This is a genomic window from Labrys sp. WJW, from assembly GCF_001676615.1.
In the GTDB taxonomy this organism is placed as follows: Bacteria; Pseudomonadota; Alphaproteobacteria; order Rhizobiales; family Labraceae; genus Labrys; species Labrys sedimenti.
In genome coordinates this window covers 1-18,422 of sequence record NZ_LYXZ01000004.1, presented here as the reverse complement: position 1 = coordinate 18,422, position 18,422 = coordinate 1, and the positions used below count along the sequence as shown (strand labels likewise).

General features: G+C 64.4%; 17 protein-coding genes. 4 read left to right on the top strand and 13 right to left on the bottom strand.

The genetic code is table 11. The features are described 5' to 3' along the window. Positions 1-63 precede the first annotated feature (63 nt). The gene (locus BA190_RS03240) at positions 64-870 is read right to left on the bottom strand and encodes a glycosyltransferase family 2 protein (RefSeq protein WP_068282503.1); all 807 of its coding nucleotides are present in this window, start codon (positions 868-870) and stop codon (positions 64-66) included. A 409-nt stretch (positions 871-1,279) separates the two neighbouring features. Here BA190_RS03240 and BA190_RS03235 point away from each other — a divergent pair, with 409 nt between their 5' ends. Beyond that, positions 1,280-2,353, top strand: coding sequence for a class I SAM-dependent methyltransferase (locus tag BA190_RS03235; protein WP_068282501.1), 1,074 nt, complete (start codon positions 1,280-1,282; stop codon positions 2,351-2,353). A 23-nt stretch (positions 2,354-2,376) separates the two neighbouring features. Here the strand turns inward: BA190_RS03235 and BA190_RS03230 are convergent, their stop codons facing one another. From BA190_RS03230 to BA190_RS03210, 5 genes are all read right to left on the bottom strand, one after another. Further along, positions 2,377-2,820, bottom strand: a complete 444-nt coding sequence (locus BA190_RS03230; RefSeq protein ID WP_068282497.1) for a GNAT family N-acetyltransferase — start codon at positions 2,818-2,820, stop codon at positions 2,377-2,379. After that, positions 2,820-3,818, bottom strand: a complete 999-nt coding sequence (glpX, locus tag BA190_RS03225; RefSeq protein WP_068282496.1) for a class II fructose-bisphosphatase — start codon at positions 3,816-3,818, stop codon at positions 2,820-2,822. The genes BA190_RS03230 and glpX overlap by 1 nt, the downstream gene beginning before the upstream one ends. Before the next feature lie 88 nt (positions 3,819-3,906). Further along, positions 3,907-5,232: a homoserine dehydrogenase gene (locus BA190_RS03220; RefSeq protein ID WP_068282995.1), complete on the bottom strand. Its 1,326-nt coding sequence runs from the start codon at positions 5,230-5,232 to the stop codon at positions 3,907-3,909. 210 nt (positions 5,233-5,442) lie between these two features. Then, positions 5,443-6,195 (bottom strand): RlmE family RNA methyltransferase, encoded by a 753-nt coding sequence (locus BA190_RS03215; protein WP_082979419.1) that lies wholly within the window; start codon positions 6,193-6,195, stop codon positions 5,443-5,445. Next, complete coding sequence (locus tag BA190_RS03210) at positions 6,192-7,307, bottom strand: Ppx/GppA phosphatase family protein (RefSeq protein WP_371260287.1); 1,116 nt, start codon at positions 7,305-7,307, stop codon at positions 6,192-6,194. Before BA190_RS03210 ends, BA190_RS03215 begins: the two co-directional genes overlap by 4 nt. Before the next feature lie 100 nt (positions 7,308-7,407). On the opposite strand from BA190_RS03210, the gene BA190_RS03205 reads away from it, so the two are divergent. Continuing rightward, positions 7,408-8,601 carry a bifunctional 2-C-methyl-D-erythritol 4-phosphate cytidylyltransferase/2-C-methyl-D-erythritol 2,4-cyclodiphosphate synthase gene (locus tag BA190_RS03205; protein WP_068282494.1) on the top strand — a complete coding sequence of 398 codons (1,194 nt, stop codon included), beginning with the start codon at positions 7,408-7,410 and terminating at the stop codon, positions 8,599-8,601. 117 nt (positions 8,602-8,718) lie between these two features. Then, positions 8,719-9,228: a CinA family protein gene (locus BA190_RS03200; RefSeq protein ID WP_068282491.1), complete on the top strand. Its 510-nt coding sequence runs from the start codon at positions 8,719-8,721 to the stop codon at positions 9,226-9,228. 12 nt (positions 9,229-9,240) lie between these two features. Here BA190_RS03200 and BA190_RS03195 read toward each other — a convergent pair whose 3' ends face one another. Then, complete coding sequence (locus tag BA190_RS03195; protein WP_068282985.1) at positions 9,241-9,711, bottom strand: type II toxin-antitoxin system RatA family toxin; 471 nt, start codon at positions 9,709-9,711, stop codon at positions 9,241-9,243. 158 nt (positions 9,712-9,869) lie between these two features. Between BA190_RS03195 and BA190_RS03190 the strand changes: the two genes are divergently transcribed. After that, positions 9,870-10,796 (top strand): bifunctional helix-turn-helix transcriptional regulator/GNAT family N-acetyltransferase, encoded by a 927-nt coding sequence (locus BA190_RS03190; RefSeq protein ID WP_082979417.1) that lies wholly within the window; start codon positions 9,870-9,872, stop codon positions 10,794-10,796. 105 nt (positions 10,797-10,901) lie between these two features. On the opposite strand, the gene BA190_RS03185 is transcribed toward BA190_RS03190, so the two are convergent. The 6 genes from BA190_RS03185 to BA190_RS03160 all read right to left on the bottom strand — a co-directional run. Then, positions 10,902-12,458: an alkaline phosphatase gene (locus BA190_RS03185; protein WP_082979416.1), complete on the bottom strand. Its 1,557-nt coding sequence runs from the start codon at positions 12,456-12,458 to the stop codon at positions 10,902-10,904. 259 nt (positions 12,459-12,717) lie between these two features. Then, positions 12,718-13,680: a lipoyl synthase gene (gene lipA / locus BA190_RS03180; protein WP_068282487.1), complete on the bottom strand. Its 963-nt coding sequence runs from the start codon at positions 13,678-13,680 to the stop codon at positions 12,718-12,720. Positions 13,681-13,813: 133 nt separating this feature from the next. Continuing rightward, positions 13,814-15,253, bottom strand: coding sequence for a dihydrolipoyl dehydrogenase (gene lpdA / locus BA190_RS03175; RefSeq protein ID WP_068282485.1), 1,440 nt, complete (start codon positions 15,251-15,253; stop codon positions 13,814-13,816). An 84-nt stretch (positions 15,254-15,337) separates the two neighbouring features. Further along, entirely contained in the window at positions 15,338-15,727 is a 390-nt protein-coding gene (locus BA190_RS03170; protein WP_068282480.1) for a hypothetical protein, read from the bottom strand. Positions 15,728-15,885: 158 nt separating this feature from the next. Then, positions 15,886-17,262 (bottom strand): pyruvate dehydrogenase complex dihydrolipoamide acetyltransferase, encoded by a 1,377-nt coding sequence (locus BA190_RS03165; protein WP_068282477.1) that lies wholly within the window; start codon positions 17,260-17,262, stop codon positions 15,886-15,888. A gap of 10 nt (positions 17,263-17,272) precedes the next feature. After that, a partial coding sequence (locus BA190_RS03160; protein WP_068282474.1) for a pyruvate dehydrogenase complex E1 component subunit beta occupies positions 17,273-18,422 on the bottom strand: 1,150 nt, incomplete at its 5' end.

Sequence of the window (18,422 nt, the reverse complement as noted above, 5' to 3'; positions counted from 1 at the left end):
CGAGAAAGATGTAGGCGGACTGTCCCTCCTTCGTCTTCCGAAGACAAGCCAAATGATATGGCATCACCGAAGTTTGCGCAGACGGCGTCGCTCCATATGCTTGGCCAGGCGAAGAAAACGGAAATAGGCATAGTTCGTCGCCGTCGCGATGCCGTAGAGGCCGCGCACGAAATGACGACGCCCAATATAGGCCTTCAAGAAGTTGAGGGGGAATTCGGTCAGAATTCGCCAGCTGCTGAGTATCTTGCCTCTCTTGTCGAGATCTTCGGCCTGCTGCTCGGTATAGGCATTCAACTTGGCGATTTCATCGCCGAGCGAGCGGATCGAATAATGATGGATGCGCCCCTTCAGCCGAGCGATCCGCGGCTGGTCGTTGAAATGCACGCGATCATGCACGGTCGAATCGGCATAGCGGCCGCGATCGAATCGATAGAGCCGCACCGGCGCCAGCGTGTACCCCCAGGGATGGGGTTCCCTTTCCCCCGGAAAGACTTCCGCGATGCTGATCTCGTACCCGTCCGCTTCGGGTCCGTTACCCGAGAAAAGGGCGCGGATCTCTGCCGAGAGTTGCGGCGACACCACCTCGTCTGCATCGATGTTGAGGATCCAGTTGTGGCGGCACTGGGTCTCGGCAAAGCGCTTTTGCGGGCCGTAGCCGGGCCAGGAATTGTGGATCACCCTGGCGCCTAACTTCTCGGCGATCGCCTGCGTGCCGTCGGTCGACCCTGAGTCGACCACGATCAGGTCATCCGTCAGGCCGCGTACGGCCTCGATCGTCGCACCGATGCGATCAGCCTCGTTGAAGGCGATGATGAAGACGGACAGGGGCGGCAGGCCGGGCTGCCCGGATGCTGGTACGGGTGGCGACATGCCGGTGATCTAATCGAAGCCTCGAAAAATGGCCAGCCCATCGGCCGCAAGCCGGAGATTTTGTCCGAACCGACGCTGCGGCATCCGCCTAATGGCCAGGAGCAGCCTCCACCCTGTTGTGGTAGTATTCGTCGTGCGCAAATCAGGGTTGTAACGAAAGATCCAGCCAGGACGAAGATGTCATCGTCGCCGGCATGGGTTCCCGGCGCGGCGTCATGCAAACCTTCCGCTTTCGTCTCGTGATCGAACCAGTTCAAGCGTCGTCAATTTTCATGGTTCAAGTCGCGGATTGCTGTCGTCAGGCAGCGATGCCCCACACCTGTCTCGAAACGAAGGACACTAGGATCGCATCGCCAAGGGAGCCCGAGGCCGGCGACGGCAGGCCGCATTCGACGACAGGAGAACAGCGATGGCCGTACAGAATGGAACGATAGACCCGGACAAACTCAACGCCTTCATGGGCAAGATGCTCAATGATGTCGGTGCTGCGATGAACGCGTCGCTGCTCCTCATCGGTGACAAGCTCGGCCTCTACAAGGCCCTTGCCGAGGCTGGGCCGATGACCTCCCAGCAACTCGCCGAGAAGACCGGTACCTCCGAGCGCTACATACGCGAATGGCTGGCTGCCCAGGCCGCCTCGGACTATGTGGTCTACGATCCCGGAACCGCCCGCTTTTCGATGCAACCGGAACAGGCGGCAGTCTTCGCCGACGAGGACAGCCCCGTCTTCCTGGGCGCCGTGGGCGATCTCGTCGCCGCAACCCTGCGAGACGAACCCGCCATCTCCGATGCGTTCCGCACCGGCCGAGGCGTCGGCTGGGACAAGCGGGACAAATGCCTGTTCTGCGGCACGGCCCGTTTTTTCCGCACCGCCTATCGCCACCACCTCGTGCAGGAATGGCTGCCTGCCCTGGAGGGCGTGGTGGAAAAGCTGGAGCAAGGCGCGACCGTTGCCGACATCGGTTGCGGGCACGGCGTCTCGACCATGATCATGGCCCGGGCCTTCCCCAATTCGCGCTTCTACGGCTTCGACTATCATCCCGGCTCGATCGAGGATGCCAGGAGCGCTGCCGAGGCTGCCGGCATGGCCGGCCGCGTCACGTTCGAGGTCAGCACGGCCAAGACGGTGCCGGCGCACGGCTACGATCTCGTCTGCTTCTTCGATTGCCTGCACGATATGGGCGATCCGGTCGGGGCCTTGCGCCATGTCAGGTCCACGATGGCAGCGGACGGAACCTGCATGCTGGTGGAACCCTTCGCCAATGACCGGCTCGAGGACAATTTCAATCCGGTCGGACGCGTCTACTATGCAGCCTCCACCGTCATCTGCACGCCGGCCTCGCTGGATCAGGAGGTCGGCCTGGCACTCGGTGCCCAGGCCGGCGAGGCGCGTCTGCGCAAGGTGGCGACGGAAGCCGGCTTCACCCGCTTCCGGCGCGCAACGGAAACGCCGTTCAATCTCATCCTCGAAGCGAGGCCGTGACCGAGGCAAGGCCTGCCGGCCGTTCAGGCCGGCAGCATCTTCCGATACTGGATGAAGCCCGAACGGGATGCCACCTGGTCGTAGACGGCCTGGGCCTCGACATTGCTTTCATGCGTCAGCCAATAGATGCGGCTGGCGCCCCAGCGCGTGGCTTCCTGATACGACCATTCGATCAGGCCGCGGGCGACACCCCGGCGGCGAGCCCATTCGGCCGTAAACAGGTCCTGCAGATAACAATAGGGGCCAGGCGTCCAGGTCGAGCGATGCAGGATCAGGTGCACGATGCCGGCAAGCCTGCCGTCGATGAAGGCGCCATAGGCGGACATCGGCTCGGCGGGGTCGTGGAACCGCGACCAGGTCAGTGCCGTCGTCTCCTCCGGCACCGACGCCTTGTAGAAAGTGAGGTAGCCCTGCCAGAGCGGTTCCCAGGCAGGGCGTTCCTCGGCCGTGAGCGCACGGATATCCATCAGTCGAGATTGAACTTCGACATCTGGCGATGTTCGCCATGGATGCGGCGCACCGTGCCGTTGAGCGAACGGTAGATCACCGTTTCGGTGGTGATCACGGGGCCGCGGAACTTCACGCCCTGGAGCAGAGCCCCGTCGGTCACGCCGGTCGCCGCGACGATGACGTCGCCGGAGGCGAGCTCTTCCATCTTGTATTTGCGCCTCGGGTCGGTGACGCCCATCTTCAGGGCACGCTCGCGCTTGGCCTCGGTGTCGAGGATGAGGCGCCCCTGCATCTGGCCGCCCACGCAACGCAGCGCCGCAGCCGCCAGCACGCCTTCAGGAGCGCCGCCAATGCCCAGATAGATGTCGATGCCGGTCTCATGCGCATTGGTGGTGAAGATGACGCCTGCAACATCGCCGTCGGTGATGACGCGGATCGAGGCGCCGACCTTGCGGATCGCCTCGATGATCGGCGCATGGCGCGGACGATCGAGCACCAAAGCCGTCAGTTCGCGCGGCTTGACGCCCTTGGCCTTGGCCAGGGCATGCAGATTGTCTTCGACACTGGCGTCGAGATCGACGACACCCTCGGCATAACCGGGGCCGATGGCGATCTTGTCCATATAGACGTCCGGTGCGTTGAGGAGCGAACCGGCCGAGGCCATCGCCATCACCGCGATCGAACCCGGCATGTCCTTGGCACAGAGCGTGGTGCCTTCCAGCGGGTCGACGGCGATGTCGACTTTCGGGCCCAGGCCGTTGCCGACCTTCTCGCCGATGAACAGCATCGGCGCCTCGTCGCGCTCGCCTTCGCCGATCACCACGGTGCCGTCGATCGGCATCTTGTTGAGCTCGCGCCGCATGGCGTCGACCGCCGCCTTGTCCGCGGCCTTTTCATCCCCTCGTCCACGCAGCAATGCCGAAGCAACGGCGGCGCGTTCGGTCACACGGACCAGTTCAAGGGAAAGGATGCGCTCGATGACATCCGTCGGCTTGACCTGAATAATCTCCGACATGGCTTCCTCCGTTGTTAGAGTGTGTCGTCAGTTACGGCTTGGCGTCCGAGGCAGCAAACCTGCCTGGCGACACGCCCTGGGATGCTGCTTACTCGCGCTCGATGCGGATCAATTGCGGCGTTTCCACGATGTAGCCATCGGCAACCATGGCATCGACGGCTCCGCGAATATCGGCTTCGGTCGTGGCATAGGTGATGAGGATGACGGGCACGGCGCCGGCGACCTTGCTTGGATCGTCGCCGCCATAGACCTTGCCGCCTCGGTGCTTCTGCACGATCGATTCCAGCGAGATCCCGCGCTCGGCCATGCGCGTGGCAATGCCCGCCGCGGCGCCCGGCCTGTCCGCCACCGAAAGGCGAACATAGTACCCGCCCTTATGGGCCTGCATGGCAGCGGCCGGCAAGGGCTCGAGATCGCCGGTCTTGCGCCCAAACGGCGCACCGGCCTGGCCCCGCGCAATATCGGCGATGTCGCCGACCACGGCAGAGGCCGTGGCCTCGCCGCCGGCTCCCGGGCCGACCAGGGTCAGTTCCGGCACGGCGTCGGCATCGACGGCCACCGCATTGGTGACGCCGTTGACCTGCGCGATCGGGGTCGATTTCGGCACCATGGTGGGGTGGACGCGCTGCTCCACGCCTGCCTCGGAGCGTGTGGCGACACCGAGCAGCTTGACGCGATAGCCAAGCTCGTCGGCAGCCAGCAGGTCCTCGGTGGTGATGCGCTCGATGCCCTCGACATGGATGGCATCGGCATTCACCTGCGTGCCGAAGGCGAGGCTGGTGAGCAAAGCGAGCTTATGGGCGGTATCGAAGCCGCCAATGTCGAAAGTGGGGTCGGCCTCGGCGTAACCCAGGCGCTGCGCCTCCTTCAGGCAGGCATCGAAGGACAAACCCTCGGCCTCCATCTTGGTCAGGATGTAGTTGCAGGTACCGTTCAGGATGCCATAGACGCGATCGATATTGTTGCCGATCAGAGCTTCGCGCAGCGTCTTGATGATCGGCACGCCGCCGGCGACCGCTGCCTCGAAATTGAGCGCGACGCCGGCCTTCTCGGCCCGCCTGGCAAGATCGACGCCGTGGCGTGCCAGCAGAGCCTTGTTGGCGGTGACCACGGGTTTGCCGGCATCGAGAGCCGCCTTCACCGCCTCATGCGCCGCGCCCTCCTCGCCGCCCATCAATTCGACGAAGACGTCGATTCCGGGATCGCGGGCCAGGGCGATCGGATCGTCGAACCAGCGAAAGCGCTCCATCGGCAGGCCGCGGTCGCGCGTTCGCGAGCGGGCGGAAACGGCGGTAACCGTCACGCCCCGGCCGCAACTGGCGGCAAGCGCATTGGCGCGACGATCGAGAAGGCGAATGGTGGAGGCACCGACGGTGCCAAGGCCGGCAATACCGATTTTAAGAGGATCAGCCATCATCAGTCCGAACTTGAGATTGCGCACTTGTGCAATGGCGCGCTGCCGGGATCAAGTCATCCAGACAGGGATTTCTCGCGATGAACTTTCCAACTTTGATGGATAGAGCGCGTTTCCGGGGAGCGGCAAGGCATCCAACCCGCTACTGGAACCCGCGCGAATAGCGAAGGAAAAGGCGAACAGAACGCCCGCGCTCCCGGAAATCGAACCTCAATCGACGGAATCGGTTTCCTTCCGGCCCCGGAATCCGGTGGCCAGCACATACATCTCGCTGGAACCTGCACGGCTCGCCGCCGGCTTCAAATGCTTCACCACCGCGAAGTCGCGCTTGAGCAAGGTGAGGACATCGCCTTCGGTGCCTCCCTGGAAGACCTTGGCAAGGAAGGCTCCGCCCGGGGCCAGCACTTCCACGGCAAAATAGGCCGCCGCCTCGACCAGCGCGATGATGCGCAGATGGTCGGTGGCGCGATGGCCCACCGTGTTGGCGGCCATGTCGGACAGGACAAGATCGGCCGGGCCGCCGAGCATCGCCTTCAATCTATCCGGTGCGGCATCGTCCATGAAATCCATCTGCTCGAAATCGACGCCCGGAATGGGATCGATGGGCAGGAGGTCGATCGCAACCACCTTGCCGCGGCCATTGACGGAATCGGTGATCTCCGCCGCCAGTTGCGACCAGCCGCCGGGGGCCGCGCCGAGGTCGAGCACTCGCTGGCCCGGCTTGAGCAGCTTGGCCTTGTCGTTGATCTCGATCAGCTTGTAGATCGCGCGCGAGCGCCGTCCCTCACGCTTGGCGCGGGCGACATAGGGGTCATTGAGCTGGCGCTCGAGCCAGAGTTGCGACGAATGGGTACGTCCCCGCGCCGTCTTCAGCCGCACGCCCAGTTCACGCGCGCCACTGCCCCGGCCGGAACTGTTCTTGCCCTTGCCGGGACCACCGCCCTTGCCTGCTCCACCACTCACGGATTGCGCCCCGCACCGTTGTGACGCCAGACACGGTCCTCCTGCATCATCTGCACCAATAATCCTTCGCGCAGGCCCCGATCGGCCACGCGCAATCGTTCACAGGGAAAAGCCCGCCGAATGGCCTCGAAAATGGCGCATCCGGCCATCACCAGATCGGCCCTTTCAGGGCCGATGCAAGCATTGGCGACGCGCTCCTCATAGGTCATGTCCAGGAGACGTTCGAGCACGTTGTCGATCTCGCCGCGCGACATCCACAAGCCATCCACCCGGCGCCGGTCATAGCGGGGCAGTTCCAGGTGAATGCCGGCCATGGTGGTCACCGTGCCCGAAGTGCCCAGCAAATGCAGGCGCCCGACGCGCTTGGCGATAGCCTCCCGATGCGAGAACGAGGCGAGCATGCCCGATACATCGTCCACCATGCGTTCGAAACTCTCGCGTGTCACCCTGACGCCGCCATGGCGCTCGGAGAGAGTCACCACCCCGACGGGAAGCGACGTCCAGCCGCGCACCCTGGGCTGCCTGTTCCGGTCGGTCGGATCGATGTCGAGCCAGACGATTTCCGAAGACCCGCCACCGATGTCGAAGAGCACCACCCCATCGAGATTGCGATCGATCAGAGGAATGCAGCCGGCAGCAGCCAGCCGGGCCTCGGTCTCCCGGTCGACGATCTCGAGATCGAGCCCGGTTTCCTTCAGCACACGCTCGACGAAGAGCAATCCGTTGTCGGCGGCGCGGCAGGCCTCCGTGGCGATCAGCCTCGCCCGGTCGACGCGGCGGTCCCGCATCTTCTGCGCACAGACGGCCAGGGCATCGACAGCCCGCCCCATGGCGTTGATATGCAGGCTGCCGCTGGCCCCCAGTCCCTCTCCGAGCCGGACAATGCGCGAAAAGGCATCGATGACGCGAAATCCCTCTCCCGTCGGGCGCGCAACCAGAAGGCGGCAATTATTCGTGCCAAGATCAAGCGCGGCATAGGTGTGGTGACGGCGCGCCTGCTCTCCTTGCCGTAATTGCGGCACGGATAGATGTGCACCCTCACTCGACCGAGGCGCTTGTGCCTCCAAACTTCGATCCACCAAAATACTACCTTGACCGTGCCCGGTCGCAATTTTCCTGCGCCACAGGCATTTCGCCACTTCGCTTGCGAGTGTAACAAGTTCCGCGCCGGTGGCGAGAAAGAATTCCATCTATGTTCGTGTTATCAAGATCATGAAGGCTCCAGCCAAATTGCGCGTGGCGGCACTGATCGTCGCAGCAGGACGCGGATCGCGTGTCGGCGGCGCCGTTCCCAAGCAGTATCGCCTGCTGGGAGGGAGAAGCGTCCTCGCACGCACTCTCGCCCTTTTCGAACAGCATCCCGCCATCGACAGCGTCGTCACGGTGATCGGCGCGGGAGACGAGGACCTCTTTGCGACCAGCTCCACGGGAATCAGCAAGCAGGCGGGCTCCGTTCTCGGCGGCAGCACCAGGCAGGCGTCCTGCCTCGCCGGGCTGAAGGCGCTGATCGGCGACAGGCCCGATATCGTGCTGCTGCATGACGCAGCACGCCCCTTCGCCAGCCCCGCTTTGATCGACCGGGCGATCGAGGCGGCACGCGCGCACGGAGCCGCCGTGCCAGGGCTGGCTGTCACGGATACCATCAAGCAGATCGATATGGACGGCCGGGTCAAGGCGACGCCGGAACGCAGCCTCCTGCGCGCAGTCCAGACGCCACAGGCCTTCGGTTTCGACCTGATCCTGTCCTCCCATCTCACGGCAGCCGAAGCCGGAATCGAGACATTGACCGACGATGGCGCCGTGGCCGAATGGGCCGGCCATCCTCTCCACATCTTCGAAGGCGAAGCGACCAACATGAAACTGACGACCGAAAGCGACTTCCAGCGTGCGGAACAGGCTGCCAACGAACTGGCCGCCCTCGGCGACGTCCGGACGGGAACGGGTTTCGACGTCCACGCTTTCGCCGAGGGGGACCACGTCTGGCTCAACGGCCTGAAAATCTCCCACGACCACACATTGAAGGGACATTCGGATGCCGATGTCGGCCTGCATGCCCTGACAGACGCCATTCTCGGTGCGATCGGCGACGGCGATATCGGCTCGCATTTTCCGCCTTCCGATCCGCAATGGAAGGGTGCCTCGTCCGATCGCTTCCTGGCCCACGCCGCCGGCCTGGTGCGGGAGCGCGGCGGCGCCATCGCCCATCTCGACGTCACGCTGCTGTGCGAGGCGCCGAAGATCGGGCCGCATCGCGACGCCATGCGGGCACGCATCGCCGAAATCGCCGGAATCGCCATCGACCGGGTGGGCGTCAAGGCGACCACCACCGAGGGGCTGGGCTTTACCGGCCGGCGCGAAGGCATCGCCGCCATGGCATCGGCGACAGTGCGGCTGCCCTGGGGCTAATCGGAGCGCGGACATCTCAGCGACACGGAGGCATGTCGCGATGTCCGCTCTTCATCGTAGAACGCGACGCTTTCAAGAGCGGACAGGATGTCCGCGCTCCGAGTGAGGATACCGGCCATGAATGACGAGATCTTCTTCGAACAGGCCACCAAGGTGCTCGTAGCCTGCCGTGCCAAGGGCCTTATGGTCGCGACGGCGGAATCATGCACCGGCGGACTGGTGGCGGGCGCCCTCACCGCCATTCCCGGCTCGTCCGACGTGGTGGACCGCGGCTTCGTCACCTATTCCAACGAGGCGAAGGCGCAGATGCTCGGCGTGCCGCCGGCCCTGATCGAACGGGATGGCGCGGTGAGCGAAAGCGTCGCCTTCGCCATGGCGGAGGGAGCAGTGCTCCATTCGCGAGCCGGACTGGCCGTGGCGATCACCGGCGTTGCCGGCCCGGGCGGCGGCACGGCCACCAAGCCTGTGGGTCTCGTTCATTTCGCCGCCTGGAGCCGGCAAGGACCGCGCCTGCATGTCGAGCGCCGCTTCGGCGAACTGTCACGCTCGGAGATCCGCAGGCAAGCGGTGGAGCAGGCTCTCGGCCTCCTGCTCAGACTTGCAGGCGAGATCAGGGTTACCGTCTAAACCCGCCTTGCTCTAGGATGCCGCGATTGCCTTGCGGCCATAGACGACATCCGCCCTTTTCTCGAAGGCCTCGGCGAAACGACGGAAGGCGGCCTCGAACATCGCGCCCATCAGCATGCCGAGCGTGCGGGAGCGGAAACTGTAGTCGATGAAGAACTCGACGACGCAGCCTGCCGCCCCGTCATCCTTGAAGGACCAGCGGTTCTCCAGATGGCTGAAAGGACCGTCGAGATATTCGACCAGGATCTGCAGTTTGTCCCTGTCCATGGTCACGCGGCTGGCGAAGGTCTCACGGATCAGTTTGTAGGCCACTGTCATGTCGGCGACCATGACGAGCCGACCATCGTCCTGCGGCTGGCGGCTGCGCACCCGCAGCGCCGAGCAGAGCGGCACGAAGAGCGGGTATTTTTCGACATCGGCCACCAGATCGAACATGTCGGCAGGCGAATGCTTGACGCGGCGCGTGGTACGGAAAGAGGGCATGATCAAACTCCGATGCCTTCATATAGGGATCGGCCAGCGGGCAAAACAGTTTAATCGCGGCGTTCGGGCCGCGAAGGGCGGAGCCGGGCTGCGATTTCGTTTGACAAAACGGCCTCAGACTTCAATGTTGACTAAGTCAACATTGAATGGCTCCGCCTATGTCCGTCATCGACGCTATCCGCGACTTCAACCGCTTCTACACCCACAAATTACGCCTGCTCGACCGGCACATGCCTGCCAGTTCCTTCCCCTTGCCGGAGGCGCGCGTGCTCTACGAACTCGCGACAGCCGGGGAACAGACCGCCGCCGACATCGGTCGGCGCCTCGATATGGACAAGGCGCATCTCAGCCGGATCGTCGCGCGCCTGAAGGCCGACCGGTTGGTGGAAAGCCGTACCGACCCCGCTCATGCCCGCCGCGATCTGCTGTCGCTGTCTCCCGCCGGACGCCATGCCTTCGCCGAGCTCGAAGCCGGCACGACCGCGCAGCTCGACAGCCTGCTCACCCCTCTCGGAGAGGCAGATCGCGGCCAACTCGTCGGCGCCATGCGGGAGATCAAGAAGCTGCTCGACGTGCAGGAACGCACGCCGCAACCCGTCATGCTCCGCAAGCCCAGGCCTGGGGATCTTGGCTGGATCACCCATCGCCAGGCCCAGCTCTATCACCAGGAATATGACTGGGACTGGACCTATGAAGGGCTGGTCGCCACCATCCTGGGTGATTTTGTCGCCAATTTCGATCCGGCGCTCGAGGATGCCTGGATCGCCGAACTCGACGGGCGCATCGTCGGCTCGATCTTCCTGATGAAGAGCGACAGCGCCTCCGTCGGCAAGCTGCGCCTGCTCTATGTCGATCCCGGCGCCCGCGGGCATGGGTTGGGCAGGAGGCTGGTGCGCGCCTGCATCGAGCGCGCCCGGGCCCTCGGCTATGCCTCCCTCACGCTATGGACCAACGACATCCTGAGTGCGGCAAGGAAGATCTATCAGGCCGAGGGTTTCGAACTGGTGGCGGAGAACCGCCATCATTCCTTCGGCAAGGACCTCGTCGGCCAGACCTGGACGCTGGATCTCGAACGAGCTCCCTAGTTTTGCCGTGCTCCCCGGAAAGCAGCGCCGGGTCCGGCGAAACGAAGACAGCCGGAGGACCGCTCCTCCGGCTGCGCTTTCATGGGCCGCCTGTCGCCGGCCTTGCTATTGCTGGCTCTTGGCCTTCAGCCTTTCGCCGATCTTCGAGGCGAAATTCATGACGTGGAAGGTGTAGTTCTCTTCCACCGTACCCTGGAACAGATGGGCCCAGGGCCCGATGGCATAGATGCCCAGATCCTCGCCGCCATGGGTTTCGCTCGACAGCGGCACCAGGGAATGCTGCACGAAATCGGGCTTGGTGGTTTCCTCGGAGGTCAGCATCGGCCGTTCCTTGGGCTGTTTGTAGCCACCGGGACCGTTGGCGAAGCCGATGGTGGTGTAGGTCTTGCCGTCGGTGCCATAGATCGGCTCGTTGTCGACGCCGACCGAAATGCCGAGGATCGGATTGCCGCGCTTGGCATAGCCAGCCATCGTCAGGGTGTGGCTGTGGTCCCCCGTGACCACGATCAGGGTCTCGTCGAGGTTGACCTTGCGCAGCACCGCCTTGACTGCCTCGTTCATCGCAGCGGCATCGGAAAGCGTGCGATAGGCATTGGACTCATGGCTGGCATGGTCGATCCGCCCGCCCTCGACCAGGAGCACATAGCCTTCCGGATTGCGCGAGAGGATGTCGATGCTCTTTTCCGCCATTTCGGCGAGGGAAGGTTCGCCCGCCTTGTCCTTCGGGCGGTCGTGCTCATATTGCATGTGCGAGGGCTCGAACAGGCCGAGCAAATGACCGGTCTTGGCCGGATCGATGGCCGCAAACTGCTCCTTGTTCCAGACATAGGCCCCCTTCTCGCCATAGCGGTCGAGCCAGGCCTTGGTGAGGTCCTTGCCGTCCTTGCGCCGGCCCTGCTTCTTGGCGGCATCGCCATATTCGACATCAGGCGTGCCGAGCGGCATGAAATTGGCGCGGCCGCCGCCCATGGCGACTTCCAGGCCATCGCCATAGCGCATCTCCACCAATTGGCGCGCAATGTCGGCGCAGCCGGCCGCCACCGCCTCGGCCGGCATCAGGCCGTCGTCCTCCCAATCGCGATTGGCGATATGCGCATAGGTCGCCCCGGGGGTGGCGTGAGTCAGACGCGCCGTGGTGACGGCGCCAGTCGACATGCCCAGCGACTCCGCCATTTCCCACAAGGTCGTGACCTGCTTGGTCTTCTGGTCCTCGCAGGAATCGAGCTTGGCGGTGTGGTTTAGGCCCATCAGATCGTTGATGGTCTTGACGCCCGTGGTCATCGCGACCGCGCTCGGGGCTGAATCGGTGATCTGGGCGTCGGCCGAATAGGTTTTGGACGCCGCGAGATAGGGAAAGCCTTCCCAGGCCAGCACGTTGGATTCCCCATCCACCCCGCGTTGCTGCCCTTCGAAGATGCGCGCGGCCGTCACGGTCGAAAAACCCATGCCGTCACCGACGAAGAGGATGACGTTCTTGGCCCGGTTGGTATTCTTCTGCCGCTTGAGAATGGCTTGGAGCGTGGCGTCCGCCTGCTTGAAATAGGGATCGTCGGCCTGGATCACCTTGGCATCCTCGGCCCGGCCATGCGTCGCTCCCATCAGGAGCAAGGCGACGCCCAGCGAAGCGCCGGCGGCCATTCGTCGTTTCAAAGATGTCTTCATTGTCCTCCCCCAGCATTGCAACGCGCCTGTCGGACCGACGCGACGAGGGAAAGGCTAAAACATTTTCAAGCGAACGTGACAGTTTTTTGACAGAGAAAATCTATCAAAAACAATACATTACAAAAAATACACAATTCGGGAGCAGGCACATCAACGATGCGTGCGATCCGCACATTCGGCTCTAGACCAGCCAATAGGCTGCAGGACCGGCTTCGGCAGAGCCCGAAGCCGCAAGGCGGGATCCCCCTTGCTGACAGGCCTAGGCCCGACCGAGCTTGGCTGCCCGATTGGCCTTCAGCCGGGCGAAGTCGTCGCCCGCATGGTGGGACGAGCGTGTCAGCGGCGAGGAGGAGACCATCAGGAAGCCCTTGGTATAGGCCACCGTCTCATAGCTCTTGAACTCGTCCGGCGTGATGTAGGCCACCACCGGATGATGCTTGCGGGATGGCGCCAGATACTGGCCGATGGTGATGAAGTCCACACTGGCCGAGCGCAGATCGTCCATCAGCTGCAGCACCTCGTTCCGCTTCTCGCCGAGGCCGACCATGATGCCTGACTTGGTGAAGATGGAGGGGTCGAGCTCCTTCACCCGCTGCAGCAGCCGCATCGAATGGAAGTAGCGCGCGCCGGGGCGGACGGTGAGGTAATTGGAAGCGACCGTTTCCATATTGTGATTGAACACGTCGGGCTTGGCCGCCACCACGATCTCGAGCGCGCCATCCTTGCGCAGGAAGTCGGGCGTCAGGATCTCGATGGTGGTGCCGGGCGAATGGTGGCGGATCGCCTTGATCACCTCGGCGAAATGCTGGGCACCGCCATCCTTGAGATCGTCGCGATCCACCGAGGTGATCACCACATGGCTGAGGCCGAGCTTGGCCACGGCGATGCCAGTATGCTCGGGCTCCATGGGGTCGAGCGGCCCGGGCATGCCGGTCTTGACGTTGCAGAAGGCGCAGGCCCGCGTGCAGGTGTCGCCCATGATCATGAAGGTGGCGTGCTTCTTGTCCCAGCACTCGCCGATATTGGGGCAGCCCGCTTCCTCGCAGACGGTGACGAGCTTGTTCTCCTTGACGATGGCCTGGGTATCCCGCCAGCCCGGCGATCCCGGTGCCTTGACGCGGATCCAGTCCGGCTTGCGCAGCATGGGCTGATCCGGCCGGTGCGCCTTCTCGGGATGGCGCGGCCGATTGTCGTTGTTGAGGAGATCGAGGACGACAGCCATGACAAGCCTTTCGCTTCATTGAGGCCGATATATCAGGAAAGCCTGCGCTTCACCATTGCCGGGCAAGCCCGGCTAGCCTCTCCCACACGCATGCCTGCTTTTCGCCGGCATGCGTGCAGGTCGTGCGCTCAATTTACATATGGATGGCGCGACCATAGGCGTCCAGGACGCTCTCATGCATCATTTCCGACAGGGTCGGATGCGGGAACACCGCATGCATCAGGTCTTCCTCGGTGGTCTCCAGGTTCATGGCGATCACGAAGCCCTGGATCAGTTCGGTCACCTCAGCACCGACCATATGGGCGCCCAGCAGCCGGCCGGTCTTGGCGTCGAACACCGTCTTGACCAGGCCTTCGGGTTCGCCGAGAGCGATGGCCTTGCCGTTACCAATGAAGGGGAAGCGGCCGACCTTGACGGTATAGCCCGCCTCCTTGGCCTTCTTCTCGGTCAGGCCGACGCTGGCGATCTGCGGCGTGCAATAGGTGCAGCCGGGGATCTTGTCCTTCTCGAAGGCGTGCGGGTTCTTGCCGGCGATCGCCTCGACGCAGACCACGCCCTCATGCTCGGCCTTGTGCGCCAGCATCGGCGGGCCGGCAACGTCGCCGATGGCGAAGAGACCCGGCACATTGGTCTTGCCGAAACCGTCGACCACCACGCAGCCGCGATCGGTCTTCACGCCGAGCTTCTCCAGGCCGAGATTCTCGATATTGCCGACCACGCCGACAGCCGAGATCATGCGGTCGGCCTCGATCACCTGGGACTTACCGTCGGCCGTCTCCACCGTCGCCTTGACCGAATTGGCGGTCTTTTCGACCTTGGTCACTTTGGCGTTGGAGAGGATCTTCATGCCGGCCTTCTCGAAGCGCTTGCGCGCATGGGCGGCGATTTCCTCATCCTCGACCGGCAGGATCTGCGGCAGCACCTCGACCACCGTCACCTCGGCACCGAGGGTGCGATAGAAGGAGGCGAATTCGATGCCGATGGCACCCGAGCCGACCACGATCAGCGACTTGGGCATGTCCGGCGGCACCATCGCGTCGAAATAGGTCCAGATCAGCTTCTTGTCCGGCTCCAGGCCGGGCAGCACGCGCGGGCGGGCGCCAGTGGCGACGATGATGTTCTTGGCCTGGTAGGTCCCGGGGCCCTGCGCGCCCTTCGGCGCCGGGATCGCTGCCCCTTGCACCGACTTGGTCGAGGCCTTGACCACGATCTCGCCCGGCTTGGTGATCTCGGCCTCGCCCCAGATCACATCGACCTTGTTCTTCTTCAACAGGAAGCCGACGCCGGTGGCCAGCTGGGCGGAAACGCCGCGCGAGCGCTTGACCACCGCGCCGACATCGGCGCTGATCGAGCCGCTGAGCACCAGGCCGAAATCCTTGGCGTGCTGGGAATTGTGCAGCACCTCGGCCGAGCGCAGCAGTGCCTTGGTCGGGATGCAGCCCCAATTGAGACAGATACCGCCCAGATGCTCGCGCTCCACCACGGCCGTCTTCAGGCCGAGCTGCGCGGAACGAATGGCGGTGACGTAACCGCCGGGGCCTGAGCCGATCACGATGACGTCGTAGGAACTCATTTGGGGTCTCCTCTTGGGCCTGGCGCCGGAAACGCTCGTCGTCTCGGCACCGGGTCGGAAATCAGGTCTCAGATCGTCCGATTGCTAGCCTGCATTGGCGGCAGGCGCCGCCGTTGGGGTCGTCGCGGCCGGGGCTGCCCCCGCCGGCGAGGTCCGGGGCTGGGTCTTCCAATCGCGGGCGAAGGCGCATTTGTAATACCCCGTCGCGATATTGAGGGTCCGCGGCAGCTCCACGCAGATCACGGGCTTGCCCGTCCCCTGCTGGGAGAGCGGCTGTCCGGTGGCGGGATCGATCGCCGGCGCGGCGGCAGGCTGGCCGGAAGCCGACGGGCGATCAAGCGTGGTCTTGCTCGAATCCAGCACGCTCCAGGCCACCGGGACCACGCCGGGAACCCCGTCCCGCCAAGCCCGGCCCGAGCCGTCCGCGTCAAGCGTGACGCGATAGCCCTCACCGATGGAAGCGATGCCGGACATAGCGATTTCTCGTGCCTGATCCATGGTTGGTTCAGGCTTGGGCGGGGCTGCAACGACAGGTTTTTCGACCAGGCCCGGGGTGTTGCAGCCCCCGAGGCCTGCCGCCAGCGCCAGGATTGCGATACCTGGTGCCCAAACCCGTCCTGCGGCCCTGCCGCTCAAACCAGCATCCCCATGGGCTTTTCGATATAGCCCTTGAAGGCCTGCATCAGTTCGGCGCCCAATGCGCCATCGACGGCGCGATGGTCGGTGGAAAGCGTCAGCGACATGATGGTCGCCACCTTGACCTCGCCACCCTGCACCACCGGCTGCTTGATGCCGGCACCGACCGCCAGGATGGTGGCGTGCGGCGGATTGACGATGGCCGCGAACGACTTCACCCCGAACATGCCGAGATTGGAGACCGAGCCGGTGCCGCCCTGATATTCCTCGGGCTTGAGCTTGCGGCTCTTTGCCCGGGCGGCCAGGTCCTTCATCTCATTGGAGATAGCCGACAGCGTCTTGCTCTCCGCGGCGCGGATGATCGGCGTGATCAGTCCGCCAGGTATGGAGACGGCAACGCCGACATCGGCATGCTTGTGCTTGAGCATGGCGCCATCGGTCCAGGAGACATTGGCATCCGGCACGGCCTTGAGCGCCAGCGCATAGGCCTTGATCACCATGTCGTTCACCGAGACCTTGAAGGCGGGCTTGCCTTCCTTGGTCAGTGGCGCACCATGGTTGATCTGCTCGCGCAGGGCCAGCAGGGCATCGATCTCGACTTCCACCGTCAGGTAGAAATGCGGGATGGTCGATTTGGCTTCCGTCAGGCGGCGCGCAATGGTCTTGCGCATGCCGTCATGCGGGATCTCCTCGAAGGAACCGGGCGCAAACAGCTTCTTGGTGGTCTCGTCGGATGCACCGGCCGGCGCAGCCGGCGCGGGTGCCGCCTGGGGAGCCGCCGCGGCCTGGGCCGGTGCAGCAGCGGGCGTCGCCTTGGCGCCACCGCCGGCGATGGCGGCCTTCACATCCTTCTCGACGATGCGGCCATGCGGGCCGGAGCCCTGGATGGCGCCGAGGTCGAGGCCTGCCTCCTTGGCAAGACGCTTGGCCAAAGGCGAAGCGAAGATCCGCGCACCGGCCTGGGACGGAACAGCTGCCGGCACCGAAGCGGGAGCGGCCGGCGCAGGGGCGGCGGCTGGCACAGCCGGAGCAGGAGTGCTCGAAGCAGCGGAAGCGGGAGCCGGAGCAGCAGCGGCAGCAGCCTTGGGAGCCGGAGCGGCGCCAGCGGCAGCAACCGCCTTGGCATCCTCGCCCTCACCGGCGATCACGGCGATGAGTTCGTTGACCGGCACATCGGCCGTGCCTTCGGGCACCACGATCTTGGCCAGCACGCCCTCGTCGACGGCCTCGACTTCCATCGTCGCCTTGTCGGTCTCGATCTCTGCCAGCACGTCACCGGACTTGATGGTGTCGCCTTCCTTCTTCAGCCATTTGGCCAGGTTGCCCTTCTCCATCGTGGGAGACAGAGCCGGCATCAATACATTCACGGGCATCGGCAACTCCTCAGCGATAGAGGACGGCTTTGGCCGCCCCGACGACTTCGGCCACGCTCGGCAAAGCGAGCTTTTCGAGGTTGGCGGCATAGGGCATCGGTACGTCCTTGCCCGAAACGCGCGAGACCGGTGCATCGAGATAGTCGAAGGCCTGCTCGTTGACGCGGGCGGCGATTTCCGAACCCACGCCCGATTGCTGCCAGCCTTCCTCGACCACTACGCAGCGGCCCGTCTTCTGCACCGAGGCGATCACCGTATCGGTGTCGAGCGGGCGCAGCGAACGCATGTCGATGATCTCGACGTCGATCCCCTCGCCTGCCAGGGCTTCGGCAGCCTTGAGCGCATAGGTCATGCCGATCGACCAGGCGACCAGCGTCACGTCCTTGCCGGGCTTGACCACCTTGGCCTTGCCGATCGGCAGCACGAAGTCGTCGAGCTTGGGCACGGGATGGCTGTGGCCGTAGAGAATCTCGTTCTCGAGGAAGATCACCGGATTGGGGTCGCGAATGGCGGCCTTGAGCAGACCCTTGGCATCGGCGGCCGAATAGGGCGCCACCACCTTGAGGCCGGGAACGTGCGAGTACCAGGAACCATAGTCCTGGCTGTGCTGAGCGCCCACGCGGGCAGCGGCGCCGTTGGGGCCACGGAACACGATCGGGCAGCCCATCTGGCCGCCGGACATATAGAGCGTCTTTGCGGCTGAATTGATGATGTGGTCGATCGCCTGCATGGCGAAGTTGAAGGTCATGAACTCCACGACCGGGCGCAGGCCCGTCATCGCAGCGCCGGTGGCGATGCCGGCGAAGCCGTGTTCGGTGATCGGCGTATCGACGACGCGGCGCGCCCCGAATTCCTGCAGCAGGCCCTGGGTGATCTTGTAGGCACCCTGGTACTCGGCCACTTCTTCGCCGATGACGAAGACATTGGCGTCGAGGCGCATTTCCTCCGCCATGGCGTCGCGCAGCGCTTCGCGGACCGTCTGGGTGACGAATTCCGTGCCGGCCGGGATCTCGCCGGACGCATCATGGGCCTCGACCGGAGCCGGAGCCGACTGTGCCACGGCGGGAGCCGCAACGGCCGGGGCCGCGGCGGGAGCAGCGGCAGGCTGCGGGGCCGGAGCGGCAGCGGCGGGCGCTGCGGCCTCGCCCTCACCCTGGATG